We start from the raw sequence: 26,165 nt of genomic DNA on the forward strand, positions 1-26,165 counted from the left end.
GCAGCTGCGCAGCGCACCGCGCAGCGGTTCTAGCCGAGAATCTCGTGCATGCTCGCTTCAAGCTGGCTTGCGACCGCTTCGGCCGCAGCCTGACGCTCGGCTCCCTCGCCCGACGTACTCGAGGCATCCACATAGAACTTGAGTTTGGGTTCGGTGCCGCTGGGGCGCACGATGACTCGTGCTCCGCCCTCGAACTGCATGCGAACGATGTTGCTTGGCGCGAAGCCGTCGACACCATTCTCGAAGTCATCAAAGGAAGTAACCGTGATGCCGCCGACGGTGGAGGGGGCATTGGTACGCAAGCGCGTCATCGTCTCGCCGATTTCTGAAATCTTGGCGAAGCGCAGCGAAACCTGACGGGAGGCGAAGGCGCCGAACCGCGCCGCGAACTCGTCGAGACGATCGAGCACCGTTTTGCCTTCGGCCTTGAGCTCAGCAGCCATTGAGAGAAAGTCGACCGACGCCGAAATGCCGTCTTTGTCGCGCACCTTGTCGGGATCAACCAGGTAGCCGAGTGCTTCTTCGTAACCAAACACCAGGCCGTCAACGCGGGAGATCCACTTGAAGCCGGTAAGGGTATCTGTGTAATCCAGGTCGTAGCCCGCAGCGATCGCGCGCAGTGCGGGAGACGAGACGATGGATGCCGCGAGAACGCCAGTGCCGTTGGCGCGTTCTGCCGCGCGCCATCCCAGCAGAATTCCCACGTCGTTTCCGCTCAACCGACGCCATTCGCCATCGCGACCGGGCACAGCCACCGCAAGGCGGTCGGCGTCAGGATCGTGGGCGATAGCGAGATCGGCGCTGACTTCGCGTGCTTTCGCGAAGCTGAGATCCATGGCGCCTGGCTCTTCGGGGTTGGGGAAGGCGACGGTGGGGAACGCGGCGTCGGGGTGCGCTTGTTCTTCGACAAGGGCGGGGGCGGTGAATCCGGCCTTCTCATAGACGGCCTCGCTGGTTTCCCAACCAACGCCGTGCATGGCGGTATACGTGTAGACGACGTCTTTGACGGGGCCGGCGAGGGCTGCCGTGCGGGCAATGTATTCGTCAACAACACCATCGTCGGTGGTGACGAAATCGGTAGAGCGGGGAAGGTCAACAATCGAGCCCTTGGCTACGAGGTCAATCGCGTGGGCAATATCAGCGTCGGCTGGCGTCACGATCTGTGAACCGTGGTTGTCGCCGCCCAGATACACCTTGTAGCCGTTGTCGATGGCCGGGTTGTGGCTGGCTGTCACCATCACGCCAGCACTCACATTGAGGTGACGCACCGCAAAGGCGAGCACGGGCGTGGGCAGCAGTCGCGGCAACAGGATCGCGCGCACACCGGCGCCCGCCATGATCGTTGCAGTGTCGCGAGCGAACACTTCAGAATTGATGCGACCGTCATAGCCGATCACAATGCTCGGGCTGAGCTCATGGGTGAGCAAATAGGCGGCAAGTCCCGCAGCCGCCTGAGTGACCAACACTCGGTTCATGCGGTTCGGGCCGGCACCCAGCTCGCCGCGTAACCCAGCAGTGCCGAACGCGAGCCGCGAATCGAAGCGGTCATGCAGGCCAGCGATAGCGGCCTCGTCGCCGTTGGCGGCATCCGTAATCAGAGCTTCGAGTTCGGTGTGGGTGACAGCGTCGGGATCTTGCTCGAGCCACGCGTTGGCAGCGGCAATCAGTTCGTCGGTGCTGAGAATTTCGGTGCTCATAGTGCGGTCACAATCTGGGCGAGAAGGCTGCTGATTTGTACTTCAGCATCCTTGCCCGCCTGAATCACTTCTTCGTGGCTGAGGGGAGTGGACTGGATGCCGGCAGCAAGGTTGGTGATGAGGGACATTCCTAAGATTTCCATGCCAGCCTGGCGCGCGGCAATCGCTTCGAGAGCCGTGGACATTCCGACGATGTCACCGCCGATGGTCTTGGCCATCTGCACTTCGGCCGGGGTCTCATAGTGCGGGCCGCGGAACTGCGTGTACACACCCTCGTCGAGGCTCGGGTCGATCGATTTCGCGATCTCGCGCAGGCGCTTGCTGTAGAGATCGGTGAGGTCGATGAACGTCGCACCCTCAAGGGGGGAGTCGGCGGTGAGGTTGAGGTGGTCGCTGATGAGCACCGGGGTGCCGGGCTTCCAGGTTTCTTTGATGCCACCGGCACCGTTGGTGAGGATCATGGTTGTCGCGCCAGTGGCGGCAGCGGTGCGCACGGAGTGAACAACGCGGCGTACGCCGTGGTTCTCGTAGTAGTGGGTGCGAGCACCGATCACGAGGGCGCGCTTGCCGCTTGGCAACAGGATTGATCGCAGGGTGCCGACGTGGCCTTCAAGGGCAGGCTTGGAGAAACCGGGGATGTCCGAGGCCGGAATCGTGGCGGTAGTTTCGCCGATCAGGTCGGCCGCTTTGCCCCACCCGCTTCCGAGCGTGAGGGCAATGTCGTGCTTCTCGACTCCGGTCGCGGCTGCGATTGCTGCAGCGGCGTCTTTCGCGACCGCGAACGGGTCTGCGGTGGGGTCGTCGAGGGGGTTTGTGAGGGGCGACTGTGACATGCGTTCAACTCTAAACGCTGGGGACTGCGACTCACCGGTGCATCGAGCGCGAATGTGAGCAGGGCACTGCGCGTGACGCGGGCGATTCGGTCCGCGCCGCGCACTAACTCCCACGTGGGAGGGTGTGGTTTGTCGCTGAGGCAGAACCGCGAGAGAATTGCTGCATGGCCTATGAGTTCGAGCGCACCCAACGAATTGCAATACTCGGCGGTGGCCCTGGCGGCTACGAAGCAGCCCTTGCGGGAGCGCAACTGGGCGCGGAGGTGACCCTCGTTGAACGCGAAGGTGTTGGCGGCTCTGCCGTGCTCACCGATGTGGTGCCGTCGAAGACGCTGATCGCCACTGCTGAGGCAACCAACGCGATTCGGGATGCCGCAGAGCTGGGCGTGCAGTTCTACTCTCGCTCCGATTCCGGTCGTGCCGTTCGCCCCGAAATCACCGTGAACCTTGCCGCCGTCAACGCGCGTCTCATGCGCCTTGCCCAGCAACAGTCAGACGACATGAAGTCGCAACTCATCAAGGCCGGCGTGCGCATCATCCACGGTGAAGGCCGCCTCGATGGCCCCCAGCGACTTGTCGTCTCGACCGGCAAGGGCAAAGCGGGAACAGACTTCGATGAAGTGGATGCCGACACTGTTATTGTCTCGGTCGGTGCCCGCCCGCGCGTGCTCGATTCCGCAATGCCCGATGGCAAGCGCATCCTCACCTGGACGCAGCTTTACACTCTTACCGAAACCCCCAAACACCTCATCGTGGTCGGTTCTGGTGTCACCGGTGCCGAGTTTGCCTCGGCCTACACCGCGCTCGGCGCCAAAGTCACCCTGATTTCCTCGCGAGACCGCGTGCTGCCCGGGGAAGACGAAGATGCCGCCCGCGTTATCGAAGACGTGTTCAAGCGCAACGGTATGACCGTGCTCTCCAAGTCGCGGGCCGAATCGGTCACCACCACCAAAGATGGCGTGATTGCGACGCTCAGCGACGGACGAACGGTCGAAGGCAGTCACTGCCTCATGGCCGTTGGTTCGCTGCCGAATACTGAAGGTCTTGGACTCGAAGAAGCTGGTGTGCAACTGACCGAGTCTGGTCACATCCGCGTCAACCGGGTTGCCCGCACCTCAATGCCGTCGATTTATGCGGCCGGTGACTGTTCAGACTTCTTCCCGCTCGCCTCGGTCGCTTCCATGCAGGGCCGCACCGCTGTATTCCACGCGATGGGCGACGGCGTGACTCCGATCGAACTGCGCAACGTGGCATCCAACATTTTCACTCAGCCTGAGATCGCTACCGTCGGCTGGTCGCAAAAACAGATCGAAGATGGGCTCGTTCAGGGCACGATCTACAAATTGCCGCTCGCCTCAAACCCGCGCGCCAAAATGATGGGCATCAAAGACGGCTTCGTGAAGCTCTTTGCTCGCACCGGCTCGGGCACGGTGATCGGTGGCGTGATCGTTGCCCCCAACGCTTCCGAGCTCATCGTCTCGATCGCGCTCGCGGTAGAGCACCGTCTCACCGTCGACCAAATGGCTCGCGCGTTCTCCGTGTACCCGTCACTGACGGGCAGCATTACGGATGCCGCTCGCGCGATGCACGTCGTCGACCAGTAACAAGACGCCCTAAACGCCGATTTCTTTGTCGGATGCTGCGTCTTCTTTGAGTTCAAGAACGTGTTCGACGAGTTTCGTCGCGGTTTGTTCGTCGAGCACGAGGTCGGTGATGACGCCCGCCCGGAGCGCTGCAAGCAGCGGCACGACCTTGTTATCGCCCGCGACACCGCAGATGCGACGGGGGATAGAGCGCAGCTCCGCCGGGGTTGGGCCGGTTGCACGTGCGTTCATCGAGAGGTCTTGGTAGGTGCCGTCTTCTCGCAAGAAGATGGTGCAGACGTCGCCCACGATGCCTTCACGATCGAGCGTGGCGATGTCTTGGGGCTCGAGGTAGCCCGCGGAGTAGACATGACTGGGCACCTCGCCGGCGATGGCACCGATCGAGAAGAGCGCGATGTCGGCACGCCGCTGGTAGTCGAGCACGCGCACGATCGACCTCTCCGACCACATGGCGTTGCGAGTTTCTGCATAATCGAAGAAGGCGGGCACGGGGAAAAGGTGCACTTGGGCGTCGAAAGCGTCGCCGAAGCTGGCAATGAGGTTGCCCGCATATTCGACCCCTGAGGTGCGAACATTGGCGGCACCGTTGAGCTGCACTACCGCGCTTCCGCGAGTGGGCTTCTTGCCCAGGTACTTGGAGATTGCGGCCAAAGTTGTGCCCCAGGCGACCCCCATAATCATGTCGGAGTCGAACCAACTGGTGACTATTCTGGCGGTGGAGCGGGCGACCTGATCGAGCCGTTCCGCCTCATCCGCGAGGTCAGCAACAGGCACAACGTGGGTCTCGACGTCGAAGTAGCCCTCGATCTTTTTTGCGAGGCCTGGACCGCGCGTGGGAGTGGGGCGCAGCGTGATCTCGACGAGACCACTGTCGCGGGCATCGCGGAGCAGCCGAGACACGCTTGAGCGTGACATATGCAGGTGGTTGGCGATGGCGTCCATCTTGATGTCTTGCAAGTAATACATCGATGATGCCGACAGCATTGCCTCTTCGCGTTCCATGCTGTCCATCCTTGCACGTTCGTGCAGATGTGATGCTCAGTTTGTCATTCGCTATGAGAAAAGTAATACGCTGCTGAAAGTGACTCGTGAACGACGATTCGCAGCCGCCGCTGGCGGAACCACCACCACACGTGAAAAGAGTTTTGTTCATGGTTGATCAGTCCCTGACCCGCGAAACCCGCGACAGTGCTATCCAGCGGCTCGTTGATAGTGTGCAGCCTGGTCACGAGCTCGATGTGCTCGTCATCGGTGGTGGAATCACCGGCGCCGGAATCGCCTTGGATGCCGCAACCCGCGGACTCGACACCGTCGTTGTCGAAGCTCAAGACTGGGCCGCTGGATCCTCCAGCCGCGCCAGCAAACTTATCCACGGCGGACTGCGTTACCTGCAGATGCTCGACTTCAAGCTTGTGCACGAAGCGCTAACCGAACGCGATCTGCTGCTGACCAACGTGGCACCGCACCTCGTGCGCCCACTGCCCTTCCTCTACCCACTGCGTCACCACGTGTGGGAGCGCGCCTTCGTCGGTGCCGGTATTGCCCTCTATGACGTGCTCGCTTCTGTCACTGTCAAGAGCACCACGGGTAAGCGAAGCGTTCCCTGGCACCGCCACCTCTCGCGCAAGCAACTCGCAGCGCGTTTTCCCGGTCTCGCCCACGACGCCGCGGTTGGCGCGATTGAGTACTGGGACGCCAACGTCGATGACGCTCGCTATGTTGTGAGCGTTATTCGCACTGCCTCTGCCCACGGCGCAGCAGCGGCCAGCCGCGTCCAGGTAATCGAAATCACTCAGAATGATCAGGGCGTCGTCGACGGTGCCGTCATGATCGACCTCGAAACCGGAAAGACCTTCCCGGTGCGCGCCAAAGCCGTCATCAACTCCACGGGCGTGTGGACCGGCGAGACTCAAGAGCTCGCCCACGAAACAGGCGGCCTCACTGTGCTGGCCTCCAAGGGCATCCATATTGTTGTTCCCCGTGAACGTATCAAGGGCGAAGCTGGACTGATCTTGCAGACGTCCAAGAGCGTGCTCTTCGTGATCCCGTGGTCACGCTACTGGGTGATTGGCACCACAGACACCCCGTGGAAAGAGAACCTGCTGAACCCGACGGCCACCGCCGACGACATTGACTACGTCATTGCAGAAGCCAATGCAGTGCTCGCTAACCCCATCGACCGCACCGACGTGATCGGCACGTGGGCGGGCCTTCGCCCTCTGCTGCAGCCTGGCACGATGGAAGGCACTAACTCGGCCAAGGTGTCGCGCGAGCACACTGTTGCGTCGCCCATCCCTGGTCTCACCGTGATCGCCGGCGGAAAGTTCACCACCTACCGCGTGATGGCCAAAGACGCTGTTGACTTCGCGCTCGGCAAGGAAGCAGCCAAGGCAAACCCCTCGAGCACCGCCACTGTGGCATTGCTCGGTGCCGACGGCCTCGACGCGGCGCGCGCCAACACTCACGAACTCAGTGAGCGCTTCGGCTGGAGCGATCAGATGATCGACCACCTGCTACACCGCTACGGCGCAAACATCTCCGAAATTGCGGCGATGGCAGACGCCGACCCGGCAATGGGCAAGCCACTCGAGCACGCCTCCGCCTACCTTCGTGCCGAGATCGCCTATGCGATCACCCACGAGGGAGCGCTGCACCTCGAGGACCTCATGACGCGACGCACTCGCATGAACTACGAGTACCTCAACGAGGCAATGGACGCGGTTCCTGAAGTGGCAGGCATTGCCGCAGCACTTCTTGGCTGGGACGAACAGACCACCGCCCACGAGGTAGCGGTCTACCACCAGATGGCGGATGCCGTTGCGGCCGCTGCGCTCACTCGCAACGACGAGAGTGCATCAATGGTGCGCGAAGCAGCCCCGCAAATCGTGCCGCTCGTTACCCCGCCTGCAGCACTCGAATCGAAGTAGCCGCACTACTCATATCGGGCACGAAACTGCCTCATCGAAGCACCGACGATCAATGGAGATACGCCAAAAATGACCCAGTACATTTTGTCAATTGACCAGGGAACGACGAGCTCGCGCTCGATTATCTTTGATCATGACGCGCGTATCGTTTCGAGCGGGCAGCTTGAGCACGAGCAGATTTTTCCGCGCGCTGGCTGGGTCGAGCATGACCCGATTGAGATCTGGAACAATGTTCGCGAGACGGTAGGTCTCTCGCTGGCTCGCGCCAATCTCACGTACCAAGATATTGCCGCGGTCGGCATTACTAACCAGCGCGAAACCACTGTTGTGTGGAACAAGCTCACGGGCAAGCCCGTCACGAACGCCATTGTGTGGCAAGACACGCGAACTCAGCACATCGTGAACGAACTCGCTGGCGCCGAGGGTCTCGAGAAGTACAAAGCCATCACCGGGCTCCCACTCGCGACGTACTTTGCTGGCCCGAAGGTCACGTGGATTTTGCGTTACATTGACGGCGCACAGGAAGCGGCCGACCGTGGCGAATTGCTCTTCGGAACCATCGACACGTGGCTGCTCTGGAACCTCACCGGCGGTATCGATGGGGGAGTGCACGCTACGGACGTGACCAATGCCTCCCGCACCATGCTGATGGATCTCGACACCCTGCAGTGGCGCGAGGATATCGCCGCTGACATGGGCATCCCGCTGTCAATGCTGCCCGAGATTCGTTCCTCGAGCGAGAATTTCGGCCCCTGCCGCCACCACGGTTCTCTTCCCGGTGTTCCCATCGCGGGCATCCTAGGTGACCAGCAAGCTGCGACTTTTGGGCAGGCCTGCTTCAGCGAAGGAATGGCCAAGAACACCTACGGCACCGGAAGTTTTTTGCTGCTCAACACCGGCACCAAGCGCGTGCACAGCAACAACGGCCTCATCACGACCGTCTGCTACAAAATCGGTGACGCCGCACCGGTCTATGCGCTTGAAGGATCCATCGCCGTCACCGGATCGCTCGTGCAGTGGTTGCGGGACAACCTCGGCATGTTCTCCGACGCCCCCGATATCGAACGTCTCGCTCTCGAAGTCGAAGACAACGGTGGCGCCTACTTCGTGCCGGCCTTCTCCGGACTCTTCGCCCCCTACTGGCGACCGGATGCTCGGGGAGCACTTCTCGGACTCACTCGCTATGTCACCAAGAATCACATCGCTCGCGCCGCGCTCGAAGCCACTGCGTACCAAACGCGTGAGGTCATGGACGCCATGAACGCGGATGCCGGAGTCGACCTCGCCGAGCTCCGCGTCGACGGCGGCATGGTGGCCAACGAACTTCTCATGCAGTTTCAGGCTGATCAGTTGGGCGTGGACGTCATCCGCCCCCGCATCACCGAAACGACCGCCCTCGGCGCTGCATTCGCCGCCGGGATCGCTGTCGGTTTTTGGGACAGTGAGCAGGATGTGCTGTCGACCTGGAACGAAGACAAGCGATGGAAGCCGCAGATGGCTCGTCTCGAAAGAGATCAGCTGTATCGCAACTGGAAAAAAGCGGTAACCAAGACCATGGGCTGGGTTGATGAGGACGTGGAGACCTAAACCGCCATCTGGCGGGTTCACCTGTCGCGATGCCGGAATAGCGGATGCGCGACTACGGTTTCGGCTAGGGACGCGATCGGCGTCTCAGCGAAAGGGAGCTCGTGAATAAGCAGGTTCAGTTTGGACTCGGCACATTTGGCGACGTCACAGTAGATGAAAATGGCGCGCCGCTCAGCCAGGCGCAAGTCATCCGCAACGTTGTCGCTGAGGGAGTGCTGGCTGACAAGCTCGGCATTGATTATTTCGGCGTTGGCGAGCATCACCGCGACGATTTCGCAATCACCGCTCCCGAGACCGTGCTCGGCGCGCTTGCTGCCGCAACCACGAACATCCAGCTGGGCTCGGCCGTCACAGTCTTGAGCTCTGATGACCCCGTGCGCGTCTATGAACGTTTTGCCACCGTGGATGCCCTGTCGAATGGCCGCGCGGAAATCATCCTCGGTCGCGGCTCTTTCACCGAATCGTTCCCGCTCTTCGGCTACAACCTCGCTGACTACGAAACCCTGTTCTCCGAAAAGCTTGATCTCTTCTCCGAGCTCATCAAGGAGGAGCCGGTCACGTGGTCAGGCACCCTGCGTGCTGGCCTGAAGAACCAAGAAGTCTTTCCGCGCACCGAATCCGGCTCTCTCAAGACTTGGATCGGTGTCGGCGGAAGCCCCGAGTCCGTCGTGCGGGCAGCCCGCTACGGGATGCCGTTGGTGCTGGCCATCATCGGCGGCCAGCCCGAAAGGTTTGCGCCCTACGCGCAGCTCTTCCACAACGCGCTGGCCGAGTTGGGGCAACCCGACCTGCCGATCGCTGTGCACTCGCCCGGCTACATCACTGACTCCGACGACAAGGTCGTTGAGGAGATGTGGCCGCACTACAAGACGATGCGCGACCGCATCGGTCGCGATCGCGGCTGGCCCGAGTCGAGCGTCGATGAATTCATCGGCGAAGTGCGGCACGGCTCCATGTACGCCGGATCGCCGGAAACCGTAGCGCAGAAGATAGCGAACACTATCTCTGCCCTCGGCATCCAGCGATTCGACATGAAGTACAGCGCGGGAACCCTGCCTCACGAACGCATGATGCGCAGTATTGAGTTGTATGCCACCGAGGTCATTCCCCGGGTGCGGGAACTGCTGGCGGAGAAGGCCTAGTCCACCTTCGGCTCCTCAGCAGGCGCCTCGACAGGATCCGGGGCGGCCGGGAGCGTTGTGGCAGCCTCCGGGCTGACCCGACGGGTGCGGAGGGCGAATCGCACGATCATCACGACGATCGCGGCGATGATGGCGAGGAAGACGATCCACGGGAGCAGGACGCCCACGAGCATCAGCAGTCCGGAGAAGAACGCGACGAGCGCTGTCCAACCCGCACTGAGTCCGTCAAAGAAGTTGCCGGGCTCGACACTCGGCGCTTCGGGTTCAGAAACCAGACTGAGTGTCAGCGTGGACATCGCGACTTGATCGTCGAGGTATCGTTTTTGCGACTTCAGGCTCTCCAACTCGCCCTGGCGACTCGAGATTGCAGTTTCCAACTGAATGAGCGTGTCGGTGTTCTCTGCCGTAGTGAGCAGGGCGAGCAGGCGGTCGACGGACGCCTCAAGTGCGGTGATGCGAGCCTCAAGGTCGCGCGATTCCATCGTGACGTCGACCGCGTTGGTCGATACCTCCTGCAATTCGCCGAGATCCTTGAACTTCTCGAGAGTGACAGTGAGATCGGATGTCGGAATGCGCAACGTCAGCGTCGAACTTGCGCCGTTGTGCTCTGACGCTGCGTATTCGTTACGACCATCGACGCGCCCGCCGACGGCTTCAGTGATGCGGATTGCCTCCGCGGTTGCGTCCTCCGGAGTCTCCACGACAACAGACATGTAGCCCGTCGTGATGACCTCGCGGCTGATGTCCGATTCGCTTACTAGTGCGCCGTCGGCGGCGGGTGCGCCCTGCTCCTGCGCGGTCGAGTCGCCGGAGCTTCCGGCATCCACTTGATCCACAAGAAACTCTTGCGACTCACTCGTAGATGTGTCGCTCATCCCTGCCGAACATCCCGACAGGGTCAGAGCGGAAAGTGCCAATGCTGTGGTGATGAATAGTGTGCGCCTCATGGTTTCCATGGTGGGCTGAACCATGGCGAAAAACTACCCAACGTTTGTCACGATTCGGGCGTCACACCCGGATTGTTATCGTGCGGCGAGTGAGTAACGCTTGATCGTGACCTTGACGTCATCTGGGAGCAATCTTGGTGTTCCATGGAAAAAGGGAATCCGCTCTCGCAGCGTGGGTATCGTGAAATAGTGCCTCGACAAGGGGCAACAGAAAGACACGGATTACCAACACAAGGAGCAATCATGGGTCTCATCGATAACGCAAAAGATGCCGGCGAAGCCACTGCCAAGAAGGTAGGCGAATTCGTCGATGACACCAAGGAACGCGTCAGCGACGCCGCCGATCAGGCGCAGGCGGATGCTGAAGTTTCGAAGGCACAAGCAGACCTTGAACGTGCGAAAGCCGAGAGCGAAGCCACGAAAGCGAAAAACGAATATAAAGAAGACCTTCGCTAATGTGTGCTCTGGTCCCGCATCCGCCCCTCTAGGGCTGTGATACTAGGGCCATGAACTTATGGGGCGCACTTCGACGCAGAATCCTGCCGTCGCGAGCACCCCTCCTGAACATCGCCGCGGATGAGGGCGATGGTCCCGTGATTATCTTCCTTCACGGAATCGCCTCATCGGCGGCGACGTTCGCGCACGTCATCCCGCAGCTGTCGGACCACTACCGCTGCATCTCGTTCGATCTGTTGGGCTTTGGGGAATCACCAAGCCCCGCTGACTCGAACTACACGATCGAAGATCACGTCGATTCAATCCGTGCCACGATCCACTCTCTTAAACTGGATGCCCCCTTCATCTTGGTAGGGCACTCTCTCGGAAGTCTTCTCGCGGCCCGCTATGCCGCAGCCCACCCGAGCAAAGTGAGCAGGCTCGTGCTGGTGAGCCCACCCATCTACGTTCCGCCGAATCAGATCGGCGACCCTCTTATACGTGCCCGAGTCGGCGCCTACATGCGGGCGTACGAATTCTTGCGGACAAACAAAGAGTTCACCATGAACACTGTCGACACTCTTCGTCGACTCTTTCAACTCGATGACATTCTCGATGTCTCAGAGCACAATTGGCGGGCATTCGGGCTGAGCCTTCAGAACTGTATCGAGACACAAACCACCGTGAGTGACATCGCCGCAGTGCGCGTGCCCATCGACGTTGTCTACGGTTCACTCGACCAATTCATAGCGCCGGGCACCATGCGCATCATCGAACAGATGAGGCACGTCACCATGCACCGGGTCGAGGCGAATGATCACCTCGTGCGCAAACGTCTCGCCAAGCGGTTGGTCGCCGTGCTTGACGCGGGACATGAGCTTGCAGAGAAGCAGCGTTAGCCTGCGCTAGATCGGCAGCGAGCCAGCGCAGCAGCACTTCAGGACAGCAGCACTTCAGTACAGCAGCGAAGTCGCGAGTCACTGGGCAGTGGGGGAGTACCGTTGGAGGGCAACGGAGGGAAGTCTCATGACCCAGCAACTCGAAACCACCGTGTGCATTGCGGGCGGTGGGCCAGCGGGAATTGTGGCCGGCCTGATTCTCGCCCGAGCCGGGGTCGACGTTGTGGTGCTGGAGAAGCACGCCGACTTTTTGCGGGACTTTCGTGGTGACACCGTTCACCCATCCACGCTGAATTTGCTCGATCAGTTAGGCGTGGGCGCTCAGGCGAAAGCAATTGAGCACAGTGAACTTTCTAGCCTCGATGCGGTCATTGACGGCATCCGGCTGAAGGCGGTTGATTTCACCACCCTGCCCGCCCCACACCCCTATGTCACGCTGATGCCACAGTGGGATCTGCTGACGTTGCTCGCTGAGGAAGCGCGTGCGCAGTCGTCGTTCCGGTTGGTGCTTGAGGCGACCGCGCAGTCGGAAATTCAGGAAAACGGCCGAGTCGTGGGTGTTAAGGCGAGCACGTCCGATGGCCCGATACGCGTTACGGCGGCGCTCACGGTAGCCGCTGATGGGCGCGATTCTGCAGTGCGCGACTCTCTCGGTTTAGTGCCTCATGACTACGGTGTTCCCATAGATGTGCTGTGGTTTCGGGTGCCACGGCCGACAAAACCAATGCCGGACACGTTGGCGAACATTCGTGGTGGTTCGGCTCTCGTGACGATTCCGCGGCCCGGCTATTTTCAGTGCGGGCTCCTTATTCGCAAGGGCACTTTTCCTGAATTTCAAAAGGCAGGCATCGAGGCCTTCCGCCACACGATCGCGAGCATCGCCCCGCGTCTTACCGAAGTCACGGCCGAGATCGGCAGCTTCGACGATGTGAAGCTGTTGTCGGTGCAGATCAACCGCCTGCACAAATGGTGGGTTCCTGGCGCGCTGTGCATCGGGGATGCCGCCCACGCCATGTCGCCCGCGTTCGGCGTGGGTATCAACTACGCGATTCAGGATGCTGTTGCTCTCGCGAACATCCTGGTTCCCGCACTGCGTACCAAGGGAACGGATGCCGCAGCGATCGACGAGGCATGTGCTGCGCTGCAGCGTCGCCGGGCGCTTCCGACCGCGCTCATGCAGCGCATGCAACGGGTTGCGCACCGGCTCATCAATCGCGCGACACGTGGAGTTGTTCTGCACAACCCACCGCAACTGCGCGAACGCTTCGTGATCGCAGTGGTTCTGCCGCGCCTTCGCCCCATCTTGGCGAGGATCGTGGGCTATGGGTTTCGCCCGGAACGTATCGCGCGCGGCATTCTGCGGCCGCGCGCCTAGCGGCGATCAGTGCAGCACAACCGCACCGCCGGCCGTTCTTTGCCAGCGGGAGCCCAACCGCGCTAGTACGTTTCGAGCACCATGGTGACGGCCCAGACCACGCTGGCACCGATCAGAGCAGCAAACACGAGCAACCAGAAAACGGATGGCACTCCGGTGCGCTTGAAGAGCAGGTACGCGTCTGAGGTGCTCAGTTGATCGCGGCGACGGGTGTGTACGCCAATCACGGTGGCGAGGCCGCGCACGCTTCCGACGAGCAGCGCAATGGCGATGATCAGCAATACGTAGCTCTGCTGTTCTGGAGTTGCCCATACCCAGAGGGCGGCGCTCGCGGCAGCGGATACCGCCACGACAAGAAAGCCGAAGAGATTGCGGATAACCAGCAGGGTGAGCACCAAAATGATGCCGCCCACGAACAGGGCCATCGCGGTGTAGCCCTGGGTGACGCACCAGAGTTGCACGGCTCCGACGATTGCGGGTGCCGGATAACCGAGCGATCCGCTGATCACGGAGCCGAGTTTGCCGCGACCGCTGCTGACGGCTTCGCCCGAATGGTTCATGCGAATCTTCATTCCGTGAACGAAGCGACCGGTCAGTATGGCGCCAACGGCATGCCCGAGTTCGTGCACAAGGGTCGTGAAGAGTCCGAACCACTTCCAGATGGGCTGCGGGATGCTCAGTACGGCTGCGGCGGCCACGATCACAATCAGCAGGGTCGGCGAAATGTCGACGGGCGTTGTGCGGGCGAGGGAGTCGAGGAGGGCATCCATTGTCGAATTCTCTCACCTGCACTGGGCATTGCACGCCATCTTCAGACTCCCACGCCGCGCGAAGTCTGTTCATAGAAACCCCATAGGGTTCTCGGGCTCAATGGGTACCAGCGTGAAAGCGCGACTACATCTCGCACCAACCTGGAGTCCCACAATGAGCCAACTCACCATGATCGCCCTCGACCTTGTCGCTATCGGCCTTCTCACCTTCGCTCTGTACTTCCCGCGTCACCGCCGCCGCGACTTGCTCGTGGCGTACCTCATCGTGAACGTTGGCGTTATGGCCGTCACGGTCATGCTCGCCGATAGTGCGGTGGGCGTTGGTCTCGGTCTTGGTCTCTTTGGAGTGCTCTCCATCATCCGTCTGCGTTCGTCTGAAATCGCGCAGCACGAGGTTGCTTACTACTTCGCAGCCCTCGCTCTCGGCCTCATCGCGGGCCTGGGCGCCGCCGATCTCTCGGCCGACACGGCCTCGACAACAACGCTCGCGAGTTTCGTCGCACCCGCACTCATGGCCATGCTCCTGCTGGTTATGACCTTCGGTGATCACCCAGGACTCTTCCGTGCGTACCGCCAGCAGACAGTGACTTTGGACTCCGCAATCGCCGACGAGTCCATCCTGCGGGCTCGTCTCGAAAACCTTCTCGGTGCTCGAGTGCACTCGGTCACGATCAACAAGCTTGACCTTGTCAACGACACCACTGTGGTGGATGTTCGCTACCGGATCACCGGCGGCGCCCACGTCACCGGCAGCACTACACCCACCACCGCGTCAGAGCTTCTGGAAGGAGCGAACCGATGACTACCCCCGACACCGAGCGCTTCGCCACGATCTCGCTCGAAGAGCTGGCCGAACGTGCCTCTCTCCTGACCCGCGTTGACCGCAAGTACCTGGTTCCGGCATCCGATTTGGTTGCCCTGCTCGCGGAGCTCGAAGACCAGGCTCGTGTGCTGGAGATCAACGATCAGCAGCACTTTGACTACGAGTCCGTCTACTTTGATACTCCGGATGCCGCCAGCTACCTGCTGGCAGCCCACCCGCGTCGTCGCCGCTTCAAGGCTCGCACTCGCAGCTACATGGACACCGGAGACTGCTACCTCGAGGTCAAGACCAAGGGGTCACGCGGAACCACCGCGAAGCAGCGACTGCCGTATAGCTTCGACGAGCGCGATCACCTCACCGAGGCTGGGCGTGACTATATCGACGAGCTGCTCCATGATGCTTCGGTCGAAGGAATCGACACGGAGGTAATGGAGCCAGTACTCACGACTCGTTACACCCGCACGACACTGTTCTTGCCCGCCAGCGGTAGCCGGTGCACGATCGACAGTTCTCTCGCCTGGCAGCGCACCGTCGCCGACGAGCACGCTGTCGACCAGCACGGCGCCAACGCGGACGACACCGCTGAGTTCGCTGAAGCTGAATTTGGCACCGCAGAATTGTCTTTCGCCGACACCGTGATCGTGGAGACAAAGTCGGCAGGTCAGGCCAGCGAGGTTGACCGCATCCTATGGCGAATGGGGCACCGCCCCGACCGCATCTCCAAGTTCGCAACAGGGCTTGCTGCGCTGCGGCCAGAACTGCCGAACAACCGGTGGGCACGAGTATTGCGCCAGCACTTTGCTCCGGCACTTGAGGCGCAAGACCTGCCTTCGGTTCTCGCCGCCTAACCAATTTCTGCTAGGGACACATCGTGGGAAAAAAGACGCTTTTCGCCGCCGGTTTCTCCACGATTGTCCTCACCGCAATCGTGGCCGGATGCTCGACCGCAGCCCTCAGCGATGCGACTGCTGAGGCAGCAGCGGTCGGTGCACTCGGCATCGATGCGACGCAGAATGCCGAACAGATCTTGGCCGACAACGACACCTCGCCAACGACATCCGCTGACTTCGACTACAGCGTGACGCAGGCAGTGTCTATCGCCTTGCAGAGCACGACAGCGAGTGCCAGTGGTGCCGGTGCTGTCATTGACGGCAGTACCATCACCATCACCACAGCGGGAACGTACGTGCTCGGTGGCACACTTTCTGACGGCCAGATTGTCGTGGATACCGCTGACGAGGGCATTGTGCGCCTCGTGCTTGATGGCGCAAATATTTCCAGTTCGACCACAGCCGCGATCTATTTTGCGGCGGCGGATGAAGCGCAAATCGTTCTAGCGGACGGCAGCGTTAACTCGCTCAGCGATACCAGCGCCTACGCTGACGATTCTGAAGCGGGGGCTGCACTCGATAGCAGCACCGACCTCCTGGTGTGGGGCGATGGATCGCTCACGGTCCACGGCAATGCGAACGATGCGATCGCGAGCTCCGCTGGGGTCACGATCGACTCCGGAAGCATCACGGTCGACGCCGTTGACGACGGCATCCGTGGCAAGGATTACCTCGTGATCCAGGGCGGCGATGTCAACATTGCTGCCGGCGGCGACGGGCTCAAGTCGGATAACGACAGCGACGAGGCTCGGGGGTTCATCGCGATCACCGCAGGAATCGTGGCGGTGGATGCCGCCGGTGACGGTCTGCAGGCCGAGACCGATCTGGTGGTCTCAGGCGGCTCGCTTGCGGTGATCTCGGGTGGCGGGGCGGCGATTCTCGCCGATGACGATGTGTCGTCGAAGGGACTCAAATCGGGTGATTTCACGGTGCTCGAAGGGGCAACCGTCACGGTCGATTCTTCGGATGATGCCGTGCACTCCGACGGTGCCATCCACCTGGGTTCGGGAATGGTCACGCTCGCCACCGGAGACGACGGCTTCCATGCGGAAGGCACGGCCTACATCAGCGACGGAACGCTCCTCATCACGCACAGTGTTGAGGGTATCGAAGGCCAGGCCGTCACCATCTCTGGCGGTTCGATCGATGTCACGGCCAGCGACGATGGCATTAACGTGTCTTCGGCGAATGGCCCGGTCGAGGAGGGAGCAAGTGCGGCGGAGGCAGACACTGAACTCGCTTCCGACAGCACAAACACTTTACTGATCACCGGCGGCGAGATCGTGATCGATTCCAATAGCGATGGCATTGATGTCAACGGTGTGGCCAGCATTTCGGGCGGAACGATCGTTGTGACCGGCACGACCGACAGTCGCAATGGTGCGCTCGATACCGACAGCACCTTCCTCATTTCAGGAGGAACTCTGCTCGCAGTCGGCAGTTCGTTGATGGCAGAAGCTCCGGATGCCGAATCCGAACAGACGACTGTCTCCTTTCTCTTTGAGACTGACATTCCCGCGGACACTGTGGTCACTCTCGTCGATAGTGCCGGCAATGCGGTCGCCGGTTTTACCACCCTGAAGACGACGCAGTCGATCGTCTTCAGCTCTGACGAGATTGTGGCTGGTGCCAGCTATAACGCCTTCACCGGCGGCGAGCTCGAGGACACGATCCTTGGGGGGTTCGCACATGCGGGCGATTATTCAGCGGCCACTCTCGACTCGACCGCGATCGGAGGGGACGACCCTGCCGGCACTGTTTCTCGATCGGACCGAAGCGACCGGTCCGGCACTGATGCTGGGGGTCGAACCGAGGGCTAAGCACACGGTCGCGAGGCACCCGCCGTTCCAGCGGAGGGCGTAGCGTTATCGTATGGATATTCGCACTCTCGGCCGCACGGGCCGCTCTGTTTCCGCAATCGGTCTCGGCACGTGGCAGCTCGGCGCCGACTGGGGAGACGTCAGTGAGGCAGATGCCCGCGGCGTGCTCGATGCCGCTGTTAACGGGGGAGTCACCTTCTTTGACACCGCCGATGTCTATGGCGATGGCCGAAGCGAAACCCTCATCGGTGGCTATCTAGCCGATCGTCCCGCGCTCGACATCACGGTCGCCACCAAGATGGGGCGTCGTGAAGCCCAAGACCCGAGCAACTTCACACTCGCCAAGTTTCGCGAATGGACCGACCGCTCGCGCCGCAATCTCGGCACCGACACTCTTGACTTGGTGCAACTGCACTGCCCACCCACCGCGGTCTTCAGCATGGATGCCGTCTTCGACGACCTCGACACTCTCGTCGCCGAGGGCGCCATCGCGGCCTACGGTGTGAGCGTCGAGACCGCGGATGAGGCGCTCGCCGCTATCGCCCGCCCGAACGTTGCGACCGTGCAGATCATCCTCAACGCCTTCCGCCTCAAGCCGCTCGATGCGGTCCTGCCAGCCGCGCTCGACGCTGGCGTCGGAATCATCGCTCGCGTGCCGCTGGCCTCCGGCTTGCTCAGTGGCAAGTACCGCGTCGACACGACGTTTGCGGAGAATGACCACCGCACGTACAACCGCAACGGCGAAGCCTTCGATGTGGGCGAGACCTTCTCGGGTATCGACTTCGAGACCGGTGTTGCGGCGGCTCAGGAATTCGCGGCACTGATTGCTGCTGAGCCCGCTGTCAGCGATTTCTCCACTCCGCAGATTGCCCTCGCCTGGGTTGCTCAGCAGCCTGGCGTTAGCTCGGTTATTCCGGGCGCTCGCAACGTGGCGCAGGCCCAGTCCAATGCTGGTGCTGGCGAAGTGCCTCAGCTGAGCGAGGGCTTCATGGCCGGCGTGCGCGACATCTACGACCGCCACTTTCGTGCGGCCGTGCATCCGCGCTGGTAATAGTTAGCGCACTTGGCTGGTCGTCACGATGGTCAGCCAAGGCCCGCGGGGCACGTCAGAAGTGTCGACGAACCTCCAATTGACGACAGCAGATTGGCCGTTGATCTCCGGGTAGCCCAAACAGCTCGTGAGCGCCGGCGACACATCAAGCCCGGCACCGCCATAGCGGGAGTTCGCTGGCCGAGCGTCGTCTGTGCCGAAAACATAGGCTGCATCGTGGTACTCGCCGGGGCCCGCATCCTGAATTTGACCGAAACAGATAGCCCCAGCCCGGGTTATCTCGACCCATCGGTTCTTCATATAGCTGAAGGATGGGTCGCCGCGGTGGGAAGCATAGGCAGATTCTGACGCCCACGGGATGACGGCGTCGCGATTCGCAAAACCAGTGCGGTCGTTGATGTCGTCGTACGGCAGGTCGAGATAGAAAGGGTTCTCGCGCGGCTTCATCGACGAAGGAAAGTAGCCGTTGCTCGACACTCGGGCCTCGGTTCTGCACTCGGCGCCGACCACGAGACCGTCGCATCCGCCGTAGCTGCCAAGCCAATCGGAGTCATAGGTTGAAATCTCTTGGCTGCCGTCGGCCGCAGAAGCATCGAAAATTTCGCCAACCCAAAACGTGGTTGAGACGATGTTTGTGTGCCACGGATACTCCGATGCGGCAGGAGGGGCTGGCGCATCCGGCTCAGAGGGCTTCGACTCAGTCGGCGCTGGAGTTGCTGTTTTTGTCGGCGACGGCGCGGCTGTTGACGACGGCGTGCGTGGTGCCGACGGCGACTGCGATGAGGCTGGGCTGCTCGATTGCCGGCCGTCAACGCACCCCGTAAATGACGCGAAAATGCACACCCCCAGGGCAACGCTCACCAGTTGACCGGTGCGCGCTGCCCCTCGGATGTGCGGTTGGGTTGTCACGGCGTAGCTGCGTCACCCTCCTCTGCCACCGGCAGGGCTGCGGGTTCTTCGACCACAGGTTCAGCTACAGCGGGCTCGGGGGTGACATCCGCTGCCGGAGCCGGGTCAGGTTCCGCGATCGGCTCGACTTCTGGAGCAGTCGTCGTCGGCTCAACCGCCGGAGGTGGAGTCTCTTTCGCCGGCTCGGCTGGCGGTTCCTCTGCGGATTCCGCTGGTGCCTCTTCGGTGCCCACGGTCTCGGCCTCGATTGCAGATTCCGGCTCTGTGAGAGCTGCCGCGGCCGCTGGTTCTTCAGCCGGGGCAGCCGCAGTGTTATCCGAGATCGCGTAGTCATCGGTAACCAGCTCGCCATTCGAGAAAATGTTCAACCCAAAACTGATTCCGGTGTAGCCGGCGGGAATCGCTGGGGTCGTCCACTCTGCCAGCGTCCAACTCGACTCTCCCGCGAACCACGGGCTCGATGTCCAGTACTGCCACGATCCCGAGGCGGTTCTGAGATAGACCGCAAACTGAGTCACCACGGTTGAGGTGTACCAGCTTTCGAGTGAATAGGTGTGTCCCTCGGTCGCTCCCGGAGCACACGACCCCAGATCGAAGGTGGGCAAGAGTTTTGCATCTCCGGAGACATATCCGGTCATGGTGATCTTGCTCGCCACTGCCCCGGAGTGGCCAGGGCTCACGGTAGAGAACACGGCAGTATTCGTTCCGTAGGGTGCCTGGAACCAGCACTCGGGGGAACCATGTGAACCCGGATTCTCAAGCCCCGGGTTCGTCACGCCGCCGCCGCTGGAACCGACCGGGCCGTCAACGAGAGGTCGCACCGGACCCCCAACGGCATCGCCCACTGGCATGGTCACAGTGTTCATGGTGGTGGAGCGTGCTGCTAGCCACGTCGCAAATTCAGAGAATAGTGATTCTGAAACGGCGAGCTCACCGCACGACGTTGTGCACACATTGTGGAAGGTAAATTGGAGCCAGCCGCCGGTGCTTTCTGCGTTGGTCACCGCATCCTTGAAGTCCTGCAGGGTCCACGTGTTGTCGACCTGATCGAGTGCGCGTGTGTAATAGGGATTGCTCGGCTGCGGTGATTCCGCATAATCGCAGCTCGAGCATCCGAAGCGCGACTTGATATCACCGAGCATGCGGGCGGTGGTGTACCCGCATTCTTCCACTACCGTTTCGACAGAAGCGTTGGTCTCGGCGAAAGGATACGCAAAGCTGCGGATGTCGAAGCCCCAGTTCGAGAGAGTGACACGGTCGTTGCAGACCTGCCGTTTCACCTCGTCGTTGGGCAGCGCCGTCAAGTCAGCATGTGTCACCGAGTGACCACCGATCTCCTGGCCGGCCGAGGCTAGCGCGGAAAGATCAGCCTGCGTGAAGTGTCCATTTGCGCCGACATAGCCAGACGGAACGTAGAACGTGCCGCGGATTCCAAGGCTGTTCATAATGTTTACCGCTGCCATTTGGTCGGAATTTGCGTCATCGAAAGTGAGGCTCACGATGGTGTACGGGCGCGGTGTTGGGTCGGGTGTCGGATCCGGATCCGGTGTCGGGTCTGGATCTGGCGTCGGGTCGGGTGTTGGGTCCGGGACGGGGGCCGGCGTCGGGCCTGGGGTCGGATCCGGAACGGGGTCTGGTGTTGGGTCGGGTACCGGTGTCGGGTCGGGAGCCGGATCCAGCGCCGGTGCGGGAACCGGTGCCGGTGCAGGGACCACCGGTGCAGGAATCGGCGTCGACACTGGTGTCGGTTTCGGCTTGCGCGCAGTCACCGTTGTTGTGGGCACATCAGGGCTCTGATTGGCTGCGGGTGTCTGGGGTTCACTCGCGGGCGGCTGGTTCGTTGTGGCCGCGTCAGAGGTTTCGGCTGGTTTTTCAACGATGGGCAGCGTCGACTCTGAGACGGTGGTGTCCGTGAGGGATCCGTCGGCGGTAATCGCGGTGAAGGGGTTGCCTTGAGTTGTCGCGACAACGATGGCCAGCGCGGCCACCATTACTCCGACGGGCAGAATGTGACGTTTCATGATTTCGGGATTCTCTCTAGTCGACTGTTACTGATTTGGCGAGGTTGCGGGGTTTGTCTACGTCTCGACCCAGGGCAAGCGCGAGTTCTCGGGCGAGCACTTGCATCGGAATCACTGACTCCAGCGGCCCCCACTGGTCCATTCCGCCGGCCAGTGGGCGATCCATGCTCCGGCCAAGAGCAGGAATAGTGCTTCCCGACGTTCCGATTCGAATGACTCGACCGCCGCGAGCCTCAACTTCGGCAATATTTCCGCGGAGGCGGCGGTCGTCGTTATCGACGACGATGACGGGAGTGCCGCTCTCGACGAGCGCGAGCGGCCCATGTTTGAGTTCGCCAGCGGGGTAGGCCTCAGCCCAGCGGTAGGTGAGTTCTTTGAGCTTCAGTGCGCCCTCTTCTGCGTAGGCGACGCCGGGTCCGCGACCAAGAAAAAGGAACCCACTTGGATCGATAAGTTCGTGTGCAATCGGCGGAATAACATCTTTTGAGATGGCAAGCGCCTGCGCGAGCATGTCGGGCAGATGACGAAGGTCGTCGGCGTATTCGCGCGCCCGAGATCGTTCAAGCCTGTGCTGCGCAACGAGACCTGACAACGCTACGCACACTCCGGTTACTACCTGCGCGGTGAATGTCTTGGTGGCCGCAACCCCGATTTCCGTGCCGGCACGGCAGGTCACGACAGAATCGGATCGTCGGGCAAGCGACGAATGTGGGTTGTTGGTGACGGCGAGCATCGAGGCATCGAAGCCTTGAATGTGGTCGACGGCCCGCATGATGTCGGCCGTCTCGCCCGATTGGCTGAACACCATAACGAGAGTTCCCTGTTCAATGACCGCGCTGACGGCTTCGCTAGCCACCAGAGCTTGGTGGGGCATCTCGCCGAGACGTCCAAAGGTCCGTGCCACAACGGATGCAGCATTCAGCGAAGTTCCACATCCGACGACCGCGACCCTGTCGACCCAACCAAGTCCGAGATTTCGCCACAACGATCCAGTGGGAATCCCCGCCACAAGTTCGTCAAGAATGCGTGCGGCAACTTCTGGCTGCTCGTCGATTTCTCGATGCATGAAGTCGGGATGGTCGTCGAGTTGTTCATGCTGGAGGGAACGCTCTGCACTCCACAGCCGTGGTGGAGCGACCGCGTGGCCGCCCCTCATCCATACCGGCTCGGTAGCAAGTTCCACAATGTCCCCGTCCTCCAGGGGCTGGAACTGGTCGACCCATTCGTTGATTGCCGACACATCGCTTGCCAGAAATGCGCCGTGCGATGACGTGCCCACCAGCAGGGGCGAGCCGTGGGCTGTGCCAACAGTGCGTCCTTCGCCGGCATCCATCGCGACGATGGCCCACGAGCCTGACAGCCGCGGAAGGATTGCCCTCATTGCCGACAGCAGGTCGTGGCCGGCATCCATCGCGTCTTCGAGTAGGTGAGAGATCACCTCCGAATCGACGGCGGAAGCGAATTCGTGCCCGGCAGCGGAAAGCTCGTGTCTCAGCGCATCCGCGTTATCGATAATGCCGTTGTGGACAATCGAGATTCGTCCGGTGCAATCTTGATGAGGGTGCGCGTTCGACGGTGTCACGGCACCATGGGTTGCCCAGCGTGTGTGGCCGAGCCCCATGGAACCAAGAGGCTGTCCTGCCCACTCTTCGACCATCGTTTCGAGATCGTCGACTCTATTCACCGATCTGATGACGGCCGTCGCCCCGATGTCAGTGAGCACCGCGACGCCGATGGAGTCATAGCCGCGGTACTCAAGCAGCCGCAAGCCTCGCACGAGGAATGGCGCGGCGGGAGCCTCGGTGAGGCACGCGATAATGCCACACATTAGAGGCTGGGGACAGGGGCGCGAGCGCCAAGGTGGTCCATCACACTGAGGATGATTTCGTCGATGCTGGTCAGCGGTTCGAATCCGATCAACGATCCCGCGAGGGAGTTGTTCGGCACGCGTCGTTCCATGTCCTCGAAGCCAGCGGGATACGCTTCGCAATACGGAACGAGCTGCACTTCGCTTGTGCTCCCGGTGAGCTCGATGATGCGGTGTGCGAGATCCAGTATAGAAATCTCGTGGCCGCCGCCGAGGTTCACCGCAAGCCCGACGGTTCCCGGGTGCTCTTGAATCCTCGCGATCGCCGGTGCAATATCCCGCACCGAGGAGAAGCACCGTGTCTGCGTGCCGCTACCGAACACCGTGAGGGGCTCGCCACGCAGCGCTTGGCCAACGAGTTGAGGCACCACCATCCCGTATCGGCCGGTTTGACGCGGGCCGACGGTATTGAATAGCCGCACGATGGCTACTCTCAACCCAAACTCGGTCACATAGCCATTAGCAAAAGCTTCATCGATGCTCTTCGCGGCAGCATAGGTCCATCGCGACATACTGGATGAACCAAGAATGCGGTCGGCGTCTTCGCTCAGGCTGTCTGACGTGTTCTTGCCGTAGACCTCACTCGTCGATGTCACCAGCAACGCCACGTCATGCGCCAGGCACGCGTCGAGTACGTTCTCTGTGCCATGGATGTTTGTGCGCAGCCCCGCGAGGGGTTCATCGACAATGAGCCGAACACCTACCGCTGCAGCGAGGTGAAATACGCGGTCTGCTCCCGCGATTACCGCATCGAGAGCCGGCTTGTCGAGGATTGAGCCTTCGACGATGGTGAGGGACCCTGTCGAGTCTGATTCGCTCAGGAGCAGGGCATCGTCGAGGTTGGCGCGACTACCCGTCGACATATCGTCGAACGCGATTACGTCATCACCCTCAGCTAAGAGGTGCTCGATCAGGTGACTGCCGATGAAACCAGCACCGCCGGTCACTGTCGTGCGGGTGCGGGTGCGGGTAAGGCTGCGTGTACTGCTCATTAGAGAACTGCCCTTCTAGTGATGGTGGATTCGCGATAGGTAGTGTCGAGCACGGCCGCGTTGTCGCCGATCCAAGAGAGGTCGACCCAATCGTGCTTGGTGTGGATGATGACGAGTTCTGCGTCGAACGACCCGGGGTCGTTGTGTGCGTTGAGCCAATCGCCGCCTGGCATCCGAATGGCGGGGATAAGGTCGTCGACGTAGCTGACAGTTGCACCCCGATCTCTGAGGCCAGCCAAGATTTCGATTGCGGGTGACTCGCGAAGATCGGCCACGTTCGGCTTGTATGCCACACCGACAACGAGCACTCGGGCGCCGACCATGCCGCGACCGGCGTCAGAGAGAACGTCCCGAGCGCGGTCAACGACTCGGCTTGGCCTCGCGGCTATCTCCGTCATCGCCTGACGGATCATGGGCGCTTCCACATGCTTGGTTTTTAGCTGCCATAGCAGGTAGTGCGGATCGCACGGAATGCAATGACCGCCCACTCCGGGCCCGGGCATGAACCTCATGAATCCGTACGGTTTCGTGGATGCCGCATCAATAACTTCGATGATCGGAAGATCAAGAGCACGGCAGATGTCAGCAAACTCGTTTGCGAGTGCGATGTTCACGGCACGAAAAGTGTTCTCAAGCAGTTTGGTCATTTCGGCTGCGGCTAGCGAGTGAACGACGTGCACGCTGCTGGCGTAGCGCCGCAGCAGAGCTTCAGCCCGGCGCTCGCATTCTGGGGTGGATGCTCCAACAACACGAGGAACGTCGTCATGGTTGACGGATGCGTTGCCAGGGTCGATGCGCTCAGGGCTGAACGCGACGTAGAGGTCTCGGCCCGCCTCGAAACCGCGGGCGAGCAGCGGAGCGATGATGAGGTCTTGCGTGCATCCGACATAGGTCGTCGAGGTGAGAACGATGAGTTGTCCGGTGGTGGCGTGGTCAACTACCGTGGCGCACGCCGAGCGCAGAATGGCGAGATCCGGTACGAGATGTTCATCGACTGGAGTCGGAACGCACACGATCACGGCGGCAGCTCGCGCCAGCAACGATTGGTCGGAGGTGAGAACGAAGCCGGGGTCATCGAGAGCGCGAATGAGCCGCTGCTGGTCGTCATCCAACACGTCGGCTGAGCGCTCAGCGATCGTTGCAATCCTCTGGGGTGAGTTGTCGAGCGCGAGCACCCTGTTGCCGGAGTGGTGGAACGCGAGCGCCGTGGGGAGCCCGACATATCCGAGCCCGACGATTGCAACGTCGTAATCGAACTCAGTGTCGATCGACAGGGGAGGGGTGCCGATTGCGGCGCTCGGAAGTGCGGAGCTGAAGGCGGGGTGTAGTGGGGTGGTGACTCGCGGCGCGCGTGTCACTTCGGTAGTCGTCACGAATAGCTCCTGAGGGGGATGAGGGGCGGCAACTGTGTGCGCTCTGCCGGACCGTTCGGGGGATCGAGAACTCCACTGTGTTGCCGAGCATCGTGGCCGGTCAAGGTGTCACGCGCTCAACTGCGGTTGGACATGTGGCTGTCTGCGGAGCTTGCGGTTTTCCGCATGTTCGATGTGGTTCGCCTGCGGGAATCCTCCACGTT

General features: G+C 61.3%; 21 protein-coding genes. 11 read left to right on the top strand and 10 right to left on the bottom strand.

The window, feature by feature from the left end:
• Window positions 1-29 precede the first annotated feature (29 nt).
• Complete coding sequence (locus tag I6E56_RS11870; RefSeq protein ID WP_197138726.1) at window positions 30-1,697, bottom strand: phospho-sugar mutase; 1,668 nt, start codon at window positions 1,695-1,697, stop codon at window positions 30-32.
• Window positions 1,694-2,530, bottom strand: coding sequence for a purine-nucleoside phosphorylase (locus tag I6E56_RS11875; protein ID WP_197138727.1), 837 nt, complete (start codon window positions 2,528-2,530; stop codon window positions 1,694-1,696). The genes I6E56_RS11870 and I6E56_RS11875 overlap by 4 nt, the downstream gene beginning before the upstream one ends.
• A 164-nt stretch (window positions 2,531-2,694) precedes the next feature.
• Between I6E56_RS11875 and I6E56_RS11880 the strand changes: the two genes are divergently transcribed.
• Window positions 2,695-4,134 (top strand): NAD(P)H-quinone dehydrogenase, encoded by a 1,440-nt coding sequence (locus I6E56_RS11880; protein WP_197138728.1) that lies wholly within the window; start codon window positions 2,695-2,697, stop codon window positions 4,132-4,134.
• Window positions 4,135-4,143: 9 nt separating this feature from the next.
• On the opposite strand, the gene I6E56_RS11885 is transcribed toward I6E56_RS11880, so the two are convergent.
• Complete coding sequence (locus I6E56_RS11885) at window positions 4,144-5,136, bottom strand: sugar-binding transcriptional regulator (RefSeq protein WP_374061954.1); 993 nt, start codon at window positions 5,134-5,136, stop codon at window positions 4,144-4,146.
• 149 nt (window positions 5,137-5,285) lie between these two features.
• On the opposite strand from I6E56_RS11885, the gene I6E56_RS11890 reads away from it, so the two are divergent.
• From I6E56_RS11890 to I6E56_RS11900, 3 genes are all read left to right on the top strand, one after another.
• Window positions 5,286-7,061, top strand: coding sequence for a glycerol-3-phosphate dehydrogenase/oxidase (locus tag I6E56_RS11890; RefSeq protein ID WP_197138730.1), 1,776 nt, complete (start codon window positions 5,286-5,288; stop codon window positions 7,059-7,061).
• 69 nt (window positions 7,062-7,130) lie between these two features.
• The gene (gene glpK, locus I6E56_RS11895) at window positions 7,131-8,648 is read left to right on the top strand and encodes a glycerol kinase GlpK (protein WP_197138731.1); all 1,518 of its coding nucleotides are present in this window, start codon (window positions 7,131-7,133) and stop codon (window positions 8,646-8,648) included.
• Window positions 8,649-8,749: 101 nt separating this feature from the next.
• On the top strand, window positions 8,750-9,790 hold the full coding sequence (locus I6E56_RS11900; RefSeq protein ID WP_197138732.1) for an LLM class flavin-dependent oxidoreductase: 1,041 nt from the start codon (window positions 8,750-8,752) through the stop codon (window positions 9,788-9,790).
• Here I6E56_RS11900 and I6E56_RS11905 read toward each other — a convergent pair.
• Window positions 9,787-10,737 carry a DUF4349 domain-containing protein gene (locus tag I6E56_RS11905; RefSeq protein WP_231606607.1) on the bottom strand — a complete coding sequence of 317 codons (951 nt, stop codon included), beginning with the start codon at window positions 10,735-10,737 and terminating at the stop codon, window positions 9,787-9,789. The two genes, I6E56_RS11900 and I6E56_RS11905, sit on opposite strands and share 4 nt — an antisense overlap.
• A 243-nt stretch (window positions 10,738-10,980) precedes the next feature.
• Between I6E56_RS11905 and I6E56_RS11910 the strand changes: the two genes are divergently transcribed.
• From I6E56_RS11910 to I6E56_RS11920, 3 genes are all read left to right on the top strand, one after another.
• Window positions 10,981-11,193 carry a hypothetical protein gene (locus I6E56_RS11910; protein ID WP_197138733.1) on the top strand — a complete coding sequence of 71 codons (213 nt, stop codon included), beginning with the start codon at window positions 10,981-10,983 and terminating at the stop codon, window positions 11,191-11,193.
• Between the two features lie 50 nt (window positions 11,194-11,243).
• A complete protein-coding gene (locus tag I6E56_RS11915) occupies window positions 11,244-12,071 on the top strand; it encodes an alpha/beta fold hydrolase (protein ID WP_197138734.1) in 828 nt (275 codons plus the stop codon).
• A 127-nt stretch (window positions 12,072-12,198) separates the two neighbouring features.
• Complete coding sequence (locus tag I6E56_RS11920; protein ID WP_197138735.1) at window positions 12,199-13,446, top strand: FAD-dependent oxidoreductase; 1,248 nt, start codon at window positions 12,199-12,201, stop codon at window positions 13,444-13,446.
• A gap of 62 nt (window positions 13,447-13,508) precedes the next feature.
• Here I6E56_RS11920 and I6E56_RS11925 read toward each other — a convergent pair whose 3' ends face one another.
• On the bottom strand, window positions 13,509-14,216 hold the full coding sequence (locus I6E56_RS11925; RefSeq protein ID WP_197138736.1) for a M50 family metallopeptidase: 708 nt from the start codon (window positions 14,214-14,216) through the stop codon (window positions 13,509-13,511).
• Window positions 14,217-14,370: 154 nt separating this feature from the next.
• Between I6E56_RS11925 and I6E56_RS11930 the strand changes: the two genes are divergently transcribed.
• From I6E56_RS11930 to I6E56_RS11945, 4 genes are read left to right on the top strand one after another with little or no spacing between them, the layout of a single operon-like run.
• The gene (locus I6E56_RS11930) at window positions 14,371-15,018 is read left to right on the top strand and encodes a DUF4956 domain-containing protein (protein WP_197138737.1); all 648 of its coding nucleotides are present in this window, start codon (window positions 14,371-14,373) and stop codon (window positions 15,016-15,018) included.
• Window positions 15,015-15,887, top strand: coding sequence for a VTC domain-containing protein (locus I6E56_RS11935; protein WP_197138738.1), 873 nt, complete (start codon window positions 15,015-15,017; stop codon window positions 15,885-15,887). The genes I6E56_RS11930 and I6E56_RS11935 overlap by 4 nt, the downstream gene beginning before the upstream one ends.
• Window positions 15,888-15,910: 23 nt before the next feature.
• Complete coding sequence (locus I6E56_RS11940) at window positions 15,911-17,749, top strand: carbohydrate-binding domain-containing protein (RefSeq protein WP_197138739.1); 1,839 nt, start codon at window positions 15,911-15,913, stop codon at window positions 17,747-17,749.
• A 52-nt stretch (window positions 17,750-17,801) separates the two neighbouring features.
• On the top strand, window positions 17,802-18,800 hold the full coding sequence (locus tag I6E56_RS11945) for an aldo/keto reductase (RefSeq protein ID WP_197138740.1): 999 nt from the start codon (window positions 17,802-17,804) through the stop codon (window positions 18,798-18,800).
• A gap of 3 nt (window positions 18,801-18,803) precedes the next feature.
• On the opposite strand, the gene I6E56_RS11950 is transcribed toward I6E56_RS11945, so the two are convergent.
• From I6E56_RS11950 to I6E56_RS11970, 5 genes are read right to left on the bottom strand one after another with little or no spacing between them, the layout of a single operon-like run.
• Complete coding sequence (locus tag I6E56_RS11950; protein WP_307842844.1) at window positions 18,804-19,709, bottom strand: hypothetical protein; 906 nt, start codon at window positions 19,707-19,709, stop codon at window positions 18,804-18,806.
• Entirely contained in the window at window positions 19,706-21,730 is a 2,025-nt protein-coding gene (locus I6E56_RS11955; protein WP_197138741.1) for a polysaccharide deacetylase family protein, read from the bottom strand. Before I6E56_RS11955 ends, I6E56_RS11950 begins: the two co-directional genes overlap by 4 nt.
• 16 nt (window positions 21,731-21,746) lie before the next feature.
• A complete protein-coding gene (glmS, locus tag I6E56_RS11960; protein ID WP_197138742.1) occupies window positions 21,747-23,558 on the bottom strand; it encodes a glutamine--fructose-6-phosphate transaminase (isomerizing) in 1,812 nt (603 codons plus the stop codon).
• Entirely contained in the window at window positions 23,558-24,589 is a 1,032-nt protein-coding gene (locus tag I6E56_RS11965) for an NAD(P)-dependent oxidoreductase (RefSeq protein WP_197138743.1), read from the bottom strand. Before I6E56_RS11965 ends, glmS begins: the two co-directional genes overlap by 1 nt.
• On the bottom strand, window positions 24,589-25,962 hold the full coding sequence (locus I6E56_RS11970) for a nucleotide sugar dehydrogenase (RefSeq protein ID WP_197138744.1): 1,374 nt from the start codon (window positions 25,960-25,962) through the stop codon (window positions 24,589-24,591). The genes I6E56_RS11965 and I6E56_RS11970 overlap by 1 nt, the downstream gene beginning before the upstream one ends.
• Between the last annotated feature and the right edge of the window lie 203 nt (window positions 25,963-26,165).

It is taken from the genome of Salinibacterium sp. NK8237 (assembly GCF_015864955.1).
Taxonomy (GTDB): domain Bacteria; phylum Actinomycetota; class Actinomycetes; order Actinomycetales; family Microbacteriaceae; genus Rhodoglobus.

Bases quoted from the DNA above. Each gene is read 5' to 3' on its own strand.
- I6E56_RS11870 (WP_197138726.1), bottom strand. From the start codon at position 1,697: ATGAGCACCGAAATTCTCAGCACCGACGAACTGATTGCCGCTGCCAAC.
- I6E56_RS11945 (WP_197138740.1), top strand. From the start codon at position 17,802: ATGGATATTCGCACTCTCGGCCGCACGGGCCGCTCTGTTTCCGCAATC.
- I6E56_RS11915 (WP_197138734.1), top strand. From the start codon at position 11,244: ATGAACTTATGGGGCGCACTTCGACGCAGAATCCTGCCGTCGCGAGCA.
- I6E56_RS11965 (WP_197138743.1), bottom strand. From the start codon at position 24,589: ATGAGCAGTACACGCAGCCTTACCCGCACCCGCACCCGCACGACAGTG.
- I6E56_RS11920 (WP_197138735.1), top strand. From the start codon at position 12,199: ATGACCCAGCAACTCGAAACCACCGTGTGCATTGCGGGCGGTGGGCCA.
- I6E56_RS11885 (WP_374061954.1), bottom strand. From the start codon at position 5,136: ATGGAACGCGAAGAGGCAATGCTGTCGGCATCATCGATGTATTACTTG.
- I6E56_RS11910 (WP_197138733.1), top strand. From the start codon at position 10,981: ATGGGTCTCATCGATAACGCAAAAGATGCCGGCGAAGCCACTGCCAAG.
- I6E56_RS11880 (WP_197138728.1), top strand. From the start codon at position 2,695: ATGGCCTATGAGTTCGAGCGCACCCAACGAATTGCAATACTCGGCGGT.
- I6E56_RS11935 (WP_197138738.1), top strand. From the start codon at position 15,015: ATGACTACCCCCGACACCGAGCGCTTCGCCACGATCTCGCTCGAAGAG.
- glpK (WP_197138731.1), top strand. From the start codon at position 7,131: ATGACCCAGTACATTTTGTCAATTGACCAGGGAACGACGAGCTCGCGC.
- I6E56_RS11875 (WP_197138727.1), bottom strand. From the start codon at position 2,530: ATGTCACAGTCGCCCCTCACAAACCCCCTCGACGACCCCACCGCAGAC.
- I6E56_RS11925 (WP_197138736.1), bottom strand. From the start codon at position 14,216: ATGGATGCCCTCCTCGACTCCCTCGCCCGCACAACGCCCGTCGACATT.
- glmS (WP_197138742.1), bottom strand. From the start codon at position 23,558: ATGTGTGGCATTATCGCGTGCCTCACCGAGGCTCCCGCCGCGCCATTC.
- I6E56_RS11905 (WP_231606607.1), bottom strand. From the start codon at position 10,737: ATGAGGCGCACACTATTCATCACCACAGCATTGGCACTTTCCGCTCTG.
- I6E56_RS11930 (WP_197138737.1), top strand. From the start codon at position 14,371: ATGAGCCAACTCACCATGATCGCCCTCGACCTTGTCGCTATCGGCCTT.
- I6E56_RS11955 (WP_197138741.1), bottom strand. From the start codon at position 21,730: ATGAAACGTCACATTCTGCCCGTCGGAGTAATGGTGGCCGCGCTGGCC.
- I6E56_RS11890 (WP_197138730.1), top strand. From the start codon at position 5,286: ATGGTTGATCAGTCCCTGACCCGCGAAACCCGCGACAGTGCTATCCAG.